This window comes from Trinickia sp. (assembly GCF_051954495.1).
Lineage (GTDB): Bacteria > Pseudomonadota > Gammaproteobacteria > Burkholderiales > Burkholderiaceae > Trinickia.
The window spans coordinates 1-7,836 of the sequence record NZ_JBQCHR010000099.1; the positions used below are offsets into that span (position 1 = coordinate 1).

Annotated in this window: 6 protein-coding genes and 1 pseudogene; 1 reads left to right on the forward strand and 6 read right to left on the reverse strand. The window is 63.4% G+C overall.

The annotated features are described in order from the left end of the window. A pseudogene (locus ACTHNR_RS13700) lies at positions 1-863 on the reverse strand (hypothetical protein); the annotation flags it as partial. A gap of 470 nt (positions 864-1,333) precedes the next feature. Beyond that, a complete protein-coding gene (gene hemE, locus ACTHNR_RS13705) occupies positions 1,334-2,422 on the reverse strand; it encodes a uroporphyrinogen decarboxylase (RefSeq protein WP_440548210.1) in 1,089 nt (362 codons plus the stop codon). Between the two features lie 177 nt (positions 2,423-2,599). Here hemE and ACTHNR_RS13710 point away from each other — a divergent pair, with 177 nt between their 5' ends. Then, complete coding sequence (locus tag ACTHNR_RS13710; protein ID WP_440548215.1) at positions 2,600-3,406, forward strand: transporter substrate-binding domain-containing protein; 807 nt, start codon at positions 2,600-2,602, stop codon at positions 3,404-3,406. Positions 3,407-3,470: 64 nt separating this feature from the next. Here ACTHNR_RS13710 and ACTHNR_RS13715 read toward each other — a convergent pair whose 3' ends face one another. The 4 genes from ACTHNR_RS13715 to ACTHNR_RS13730 all read right to left on the reverse strand — a co-directional run. Continuing rightward, positions 3,471-3,950, reverse strand: a complete 480-nt coding sequence (locus ACTHNR_RS13715) for a CoA-binding protein (RefSeq protein WP_440548211.1) — start codon at positions 3,948-3,950, stop codon at positions 3,471-3,473. Between the two features lie 599 nt (positions 3,951-4,549). Next, positions 4,550-6,268 carry an AMP-binding protein gene (locus ACTHNR_RS13720; RefSeq protein ID WP_440548212.1) on the reverse strand — a complete coding sequence of 573 codons (1,719 nt, stop codon included), beginning with the start codon at positions 6,266-6,268 and terminating at the stop codon, positions 4,550-4,552. A gap of 240 nt (positions 6,269-6,508) precedes the next feature. Then, positions 6,509-6,937: a F0F1 ATP synthase subunit epsilon gene (locus tag ACTHNR_RS13725; RefSeq protein WP_440548213.1), complete on the reverse strand. Its 429-nt coding sequence runs from the start codon at positions 6,935-6,937 to the stop codon at positions 6,509-6,511. Between the two features lie 188 nt (positions 6,938-7,125). After that, on the reverse strand, positions 7,126-7,836 hold a 711-nt coding region (locus tag ACTHNR_RS13730), incomplete at its 5' end, for an ATP synthase beta subunit C-terminal domain-containing protein (protein WP_440548214.1).

A 7,836-nucleotide genomic window follows, 5' to 3' on the forward strand; every position in this document is an offset into this window, starting at 1 on the left:
CTGTCGAGCAGCGCTTCGAGCGCGCTCAAGTAGACCTCGGTCTTGCCGCTGCCCGTCACCCCGTGCAGCAGGAACGGCGCAAAGCCCTTCGATTCGGCGATGGCTTCGACGGCTTGCGTTTGCTCGTCCGTGAGAATGCGCCGGGCGATCGCAGGGTCGCCGGCCCCGGCGCCTTCCGAGTCGTCCAAGCCTTGTACGCCGCTCGTGGAGATGGCGGCTTCGAGCGTCTCCGCGCTAGTGCCGGCCGAGAGGTGCGCCGCGCAGTCGAGCGCGCGACCGGCGGCGCCGGCGCCGGTGTTGGTGTTGGTGTCGTTTTCCGCCTCGACCCATCCTTCGGCTTGCCACGCCGCCAGCGTCGCGATGGCCTTTGGATGCAGCGCTCGCGCTGCGCTCGCCCCGAGTACACCCTCGCTCTCCAAGGCGGCGGCGAGCCGGCGCAACGCGGCTGCGCGCACGGGCAGCGCATCGGGCAATGCCGCCCGCCCCGCGTCGGTCAGCCGAAATCGCGGTTCGACCGCGAAAAGCCGAGGCCACCTCGCCGCGTCGCGCAGCGCCTGGGGCAAGGCCGGCAGCGCCACTTCGCCGAGCGGCCGTTGATAGTACTCGGCGGCAAACGTAACGAGCGCGAGCCATTCGGCCGAAAGCGGCGCGCAGCCGTCGCAAACCGCCTGCACGCTGCGCAGCCGGTCCGCCGGCACGTCGCTGTGAGCGCTCACTTCGATGACGAGCCCGACCGTCGCGCGCTTGCCGAACGGCACGGCGACGAGTGTGCCGGAGGCTGGCGGCGATGAAGGATCGCAGCGGTAATCGAAAAGAGTCGGCAACGGATGGTCGAGCGCGACGCGAACATACGCATCGCTCATGCGGAACGACTCCCCCACGCGCCATATCGGAAGGCGACCCGTTTCGCATGCGTCGGACGACGCCGGTAGGACTCGAACTTAAAGTGAAACATGAGATTCGTCGCTAACTTGTGGATCTCGCTGAACTTTACGGTCGATCCGGCGCGGCCTGTGGATAACTTTGTTGAAAACTGACCGGCGCGAACCCAAGAGAGCCCGCCGCGCTGTCGTTTCGTGGGCAACCGCACATTTCTAGGCCCGCCCGCAAACCCTTGTCAAACAAGGCCATGACGGCCCGACTACATCGTTTGCTCCGCCCCGTCAACCTTCCTTCGCTCTACTGCGGCGCAACGAGAGGAATGTGTATAAGTCAAGTCTTGACAATCGCGAGACGCACCGGCGATGCCACTTATCGGGCCGCTATCGGCCGTTCGTGCCCTAGACCGAGAGCCCAGTTGGGTGCGCCGCAGCAAATTCATGCCTGCCCGGGCTCACGCCCCGGCCCGCATCGCTCGGCTATACCGATGGACTTCGTCGACCAGCTCGGCCACGTGCTCGGGCGGAGCGAACTGGGAAATGCCGTGACCGAGGTTGAACACATGCCCCGGATGATTGCCGTAGCTGTCCAGCACGGCGCGCGCTTGTTCGCGCACCGCTGCCGGCGGCGCGAACAGCACCGAGGGATCGAGATTGCCTTGCAGGGCCACGCGCGAGCCCACTCGCCCCTGGGCCCGTGCGAGATTGACGGTCCAATCGAGCCCCACGGCGTCCACGCCGCTCTCGGCGATGTCGTCGAGCCAGAGCCCGCCGCCCTTCGTGAACGTGATGACGGGCACGCGCGCACCGTCGTGCTCGCGCACGAGCTGCCGCACGACGGCCTTGGTGTAATCGAGCGAGAACCGCTGGAAGACGCCGTCGGCGAGCGCGCCGCCCCAGGTATCGAAAATCATCACGGCTTGCGCCCCGGCCGCGATCTGGGCATTCAGATAGGCCGCGACAGCGTCGGCGTTGATCTGGAGGATCCGATGCATGAGGTCCGGCCGCGCGTACAGCATCGACTTCACCGTGCGGAAATCGTCCGACCCCGCGCCCTCGACCATGTAGCAAGCGAGCGTCCATGGGCTGCCGGAAAAGCCGATCAGCGGAACCTTTTGGCGACCTTTACCGTCGGTCAGCGCGCGCCGGATCGAGCGTACGGCATCGGTCACGTAGCCGAGCGTCGCCTCGATGTCCGGCACGCGCAGGCGCGCCACGTCATCTTCGGTGCGCACCGGGTGGGCAAAGCGCGGCCCTTCGCCTGCCGCGAACGACAAACCCAAGCCCATGGCGTCCGGAACGGTGAGGATATCGGAGAAAAGAATCGCGGCGTCGAGCGGAAAGCGCTCGAGCGGCTGCAACGTGACCTCGGTCGCGAAGTCGGGGTTTTTGGCCAGGCCGAGGAAGCTGCCGGCCCGCGTGCGCGTGGCGTTGTATTCGGGCAAATAGCGGCCCGCCTGGCGCATGAGCCAGATCGGGGTGTATTCGGTCGGTTCGCGCAGCAGCGCGCGCAGAAAGGTATCGTTGAGCAGGGTCGTAGGCACGGGGGCGAGGCGGGAGCGCGAGGCGAAGAAGCCGCCATTTTACCGGAGGCGTGCGGGCGCTAGCGCCGAATCACGGTGTTTGCACCGTACGGCGCCTGCGCCATTTTGGCGCGGCTATCATCGAACGAAACGATGTGTTCGACCGCCCTTTTTCAAGAACGAAGGAGACCCGTGATGATGAAACGATTCGCCCGCCTGTCCATCGCCGCCCTCGCGCTCACCGTCTGCGGCGCCGGCTCGGCGCTTGCCCAAGCGAGCGGCGCAGCCGCCGCCGCGCCTGCCGCCTCGCGCCTGGAGGCAGTGATCGCACGCGGCACGCTGCGCGTATGCACGACCGGCGACTACAAACCCTACTCGTTCTTGAAGGCGGACGGCTCGTTCGAGGGCATCGATATCGACATGGCCGAATCGCTCGCCAAATCGCTCGGCGTGAAAGCCGAATTCGTGAAGACGAGCTGGTCGAATCTCATGAACGACTTCCTCGCGAAATGCGATATCGCGGTGGGCGGCGTATCGACGACGCTCGAGCGCCAAAAGCGCGTCTTCTTCACGCAGCCGTACATGATCGACGGCAAAGCGCCGATCACGCGCTGCGCCGACGTGCAGAAATACCAGACGCTCGAGCAGATCGACCAGCCGACGACGCGCGCGATCGTCAATCCGGGCGGCACCAACGAGCGGTTCGCGAAGCAGTACTTGCCGCACGCGAAGCTGACCGTCTATCCCGACAACGTTACGATCTTCAAGCAGATCCTGGAAGGCAAGGCCGACGTGATGGTGACGGACGCATCGGAAACCCTCCTTCAGCAGAAACTCAATCCGGGCCTGTGCTCGGTGCACCCGGACAAGCCGTTCCAATACGGCGAAAAGGCGTACATGGTGCCGCAGGGCGACGTCACGTATCAGCAATACGTCGACCAATGGCTGCACCTCGCGCGCGAAACGGGAGAGTTTCAGGCCATTTGGGACAAATGGCTCAAATAAGCCTCGGCGGGCGGTGGCCTGCCGCCGTCGAAGGCGAGCGCGCCGCCACGCGGCGCCGGTGTCTTCACTCGGGCACGCGCGGAGCCGGCGCGTTCGCGCGATGTGTGGCGCCGAACAGCCGCTCGTGCTCGATCTTCACGCAGACGTTCATCGCGACATCGAGCCCGGCGGCGCGCGCACGCTCGGCCGCTTCCTCATTGACGACGCCGACTTGGAGCCAGACCGATTTCGCCTCGATTGCGATCGCCTGCTCGACGACGGCGGCGACTTCTTCCGGGCGACGAAACACGTCGACCATATCGATGGCGGCGCCTTCTTGCGCGAGCGCATGGGCCGCGTCGGCCAACGATGCGTAGCAGCGCTCGCCTAGCACGCCGGCGGTGTCGTTCGCATACGCCGGGTTGATGGGAACGATGCGGTAGCCGTGCGACTGCATGTAGGCCGCGACGGAATGACTCGGGCGATACGGGTGGGTAGACAAGCCGACGACAGCGATCACACGATCGCGATTCAGGATGCGCTTCAAGGTCTCGGGCTCGTTCATTGTGTTTCGACGGCGGAAGGTAAAAAGGCGCGGCGCGTGCAATGCTCGGTCAAATCCACGTGCGACGTGCGAACATATGGGCTCATCTTAAGCGCGCCATTGTGCAGACAAAACCCATATTGCGCATTTTTCGATATCATTTGCGGAAAGCCTTTCGGGCTTCATTTCATTTTTTCCATTAATCGGAAATACTGACTTAATCGAATAGAAGAATCCGTAAAAAATCCCGCAATGCCTTGCGGGCAGGACGTTACAACCTGAAACACTTTGTTACCGCGTCCGATTCTCAATTCGCCCACAATGCCTTTCAACGGTTTCAACACGGATGTGGTTCAGCGTGTCGTGTGTTCCAGTGCACGAAGCAACGCGAGCCGGTCGGCAGCGCCGAATCCCTCTCGGGGCATCTCTGTTGGAGTCGTTGCCGGTGCGCTTAGCCAGATGTAGCGTCCAGCGGCTCCTTCATTGGTCTCCTCGCGCTAACCCCGTAGCGTGTGGTTTTTAGCGGGCTACTAAGCCCGCTTTTTTTTTATGTATGCATGGGTCCGCCCGGCGCGGGCCCATGCAGCGCGCGCGAACGTCGCTCGAACGTGTTCGGCGCTTCAACGCAAGTGCCGCAGTTCGTCGATCATCCGTTCCCGCATGACGAACTTCTGCACCTTGCCCGTCACCGTCATCGGCATTTCCTCGACGAAGCGAACGTAGCGCGGCACTTTGTAGTGGGCGATCTGGCCGCGGCAGTACTCCCTCACCTCGTCCTCCGTCAATTGCTCGCCCGCGCGCACGATGATCCACGCGCACACTTCCTCGCCGTATTTGTCGTCGGGCACACCGAATACCTGCACGCTCTGAATCTTGGGGTGGCGAAACAAGAACTCCTCTACTTCGCGCGGATAGATGTTTTCGCCGCCGCGAATCAGCATGTCCTTGAGCCGTCCTACGATGTTGCAATAGCCCTCGGCATCGATCGTGGCCAGATCGCCCGTGCGCATCCAGCCGTCGACGATCGATTCGCCCGTGCGCGCCTCGTCGTCCCAATACCCCTGCATGACGGAATACCCGCGCGTCCACAGTTCGCCCGTCTCGCCGATAGGCAGCGTGTTGCCCAGTGCATCGACGACCTTCGCTTCCAAATGCGGCTGTATGCGTCCAACGGTCGAGGTACGCTTGTCGAGCGGATCCGTGGTCGAGCTTTGAAACGAGACGGGGCTCGTCTCCGTCATGCCGTAGGCGATCGTGATTTCGGACTGATGCATGCGCGAGACCACTCGCTTCATCGTCTCGATCGGGCATGGCGAGCCGGCCATGATGCCGGTGCGCAGGGTCGATAAGTCGAATGACGCGAAGTCCGGATAATCGAGTTCGGCGATGAACATCGTCGGTACGCCGTGCAACGCGGTGCAGCGCTCGTTCGCGACAGCGGCCAGCGAGGCGGCGGGATCGAAGGCTTCGCCCGGAAACACCATCTTCGCTCCCGTCGACACGCTGGCGAGCACCGACAGCACCATGCCGAAGCAGTGATACAACGGCACGGGAATGCAGAGCGCGTCGGCTTCGGTGAAGCGCATGGCCATCGCGATGTAGCGCGCGTTGTTGACGACGTTGCGATGCGTGAGCGTCGCCCCCTTGGGGTTGCCTGTCGTGCCGCTCGTAAATTGAATGTTGATGGGATCGGTGCACGAGAGCGATGCGCCGATCGCATCGAGATCCGTGGAATCGATGGCCACACGCCCTGCCTCGACGAGGTCCGAGAACGTCATCATGCCGGGCGTGACCGTGTCGCACATGCGCACGACGGTGCGAAGATGCGGCAAGCGCGCCGCGCGCAGTTGCCCCGGTTCGCACTGCGCCAGTTCCGGCGCCAATGTCTGCAGCATCTCCACGTATTGCGATGTCTTGAAGCGTTCCGCCGTAACGAGCGCGCAACATGCCGACTTGTTCAACGCATATTCGAGCTCCGCCAGCCGGTAAGCGGGATTGACGTTGACGAGGATCGCGCCGATGCGGGCCGTCGCGAACTGCGTGAGCAGCCATTCGACGCGGTTGGGCGACCAGATCCCCACCCTATCCCCGCGAACGATGCCCAGCGACGCCAGCCCCGCGGCGAGCACGTCCACCTCGTCGGCAAACTCGCGCCACGTCCATCGAATGTCCTGCTCGCAAAACACGACGGCCGGCCGGTCGGGAAAGCGCGAGGCGGTGTCGCATAGAAGCTGGCCGATCGTTGCTTCGCTCAGGGGCACATCGGTCGAACCGCGTACGTACGAGAGGCCGTTGATCGGCGCAATGAGAGCGCCTTCCTCGGGAGGTTGCGTCGCCATCTCGATGTCTCCATGTCTTGGAAATATTTTCCGACTGATTCTGCCATCGAGCGACGCAGGCCCGCATCAAGTGTTACCCGCAGCAAGCGCGCCCGCGCACGGGATCGGCCAAAAAAAAACGCCGCTCGGCGCATGGCCGGCGGCGTAAACATCCTATTTGTCATCTTGTTGCCGCAGCCTTGCCTATCGAAAAGATATCGTTCGATACCGCTCGATGCGAAGCCAGGCCCGGCGTGCCGGTCAGTGCGCCTGCGAGCGCAGCTTACGCAGGCGAGCGATGGCGGCGAGCTGCGCCGTGGCATACGCCAACTCGGCTTGCGCGGTCGCATACTCGATGTTCGAGCCCGAGTTCTGCAATGCTTCCTCGGCGCGCTTGCGCGCTTGCTCGGCCTTCGCCTCGTCCAGATCCTTGCCGCGGATCGCCGTATCGGCGAGCACGGTCACGGCGCCCGGTTGTACTTCGAGAATGCCGCCGGCAACGAAGACGAACTCTTCTTCGCCGCTTTCGGCCTCGATACGCACGGCACCCGGACGAATACGCGTGATGAGCGGCGTGTGACCCGGCAAAATGCCGAGTTCACCGGCTTCGCCCGGCAGCGCGACGAATTTCGCCTGGCCCGAGAAGATCTGCTCTTCCGCGCTGACGACGTCTACTTTGATGGTTGCCATATCGACTCCTGGGGACGCGCTTCAATGCTTCGGCGAAGCGGCTGCGGCGCGGGTTTTCGCGCCGATCGCCGTTTTGCGCCAAGCACTTCGCTCGGATCCCATGCAAAGCTGGTTGGGTGTGTTGCGTGTCGCGCACCCGGCGGCCGATACGACCGCCGAGCTTGCTTTCCAAGCGCGCACACTCACCGTTACTGGATCTTCTTGGCCTTTTCGAAGGCTTCGTCGATCGTGCCGACCATGTAGAACGCCTGCTCGGGCAGATGATCGCACTCGCCATCGACGATCATCTTGAAGCCACGGATCGTTTCCTTCAGCGGCACGTACTTGCCCGGTGAACCCGTGAACACTTCCGCGACGTGGAACGGCTGCGACAGGAAACGCTGGATCTTACGCGCGCGCGCCACCGACAGCTTGTCTTCCGGCGACAGTTCGTCCATACCCAGAATCGCGATGATGTCGCGCAATTCCTTGTAGCGTTGCAGCGTTTGCTGCACGCGGCGCGTGATCGTGTAGTGCTCTTCGCCGATGACGTTCGGGTCGATCTGACGCGAGGTCGAATCGAGCGGGTCGACGGCCGGATAAATACCGAGCGATGCGATGTCGCGCGAGAGCACGACCGTTGCATCCAAGTGGCCGAACGTCGTAGCAGGCGACGGGTCGGTCAAGTCATCCGCGGGAACGTACACGGCTTGCACCGACGTGATCGAGCCCTTCTTGGTCGACGTAATACGCTCTTGCAGCTTACCCATTTCTTCAGCCAGCGTCGGCTGATAGCCCACGGCCGACGGCATCCGGCCGAGCAGTGCCGACACTTCGGTACCGGCCAGCGTGAAACGGTAGATGTTGTCGACGAAGAACAGCACGTCGAGGCCTTCGTCGCGGAAGTGCTCGGCCATCGT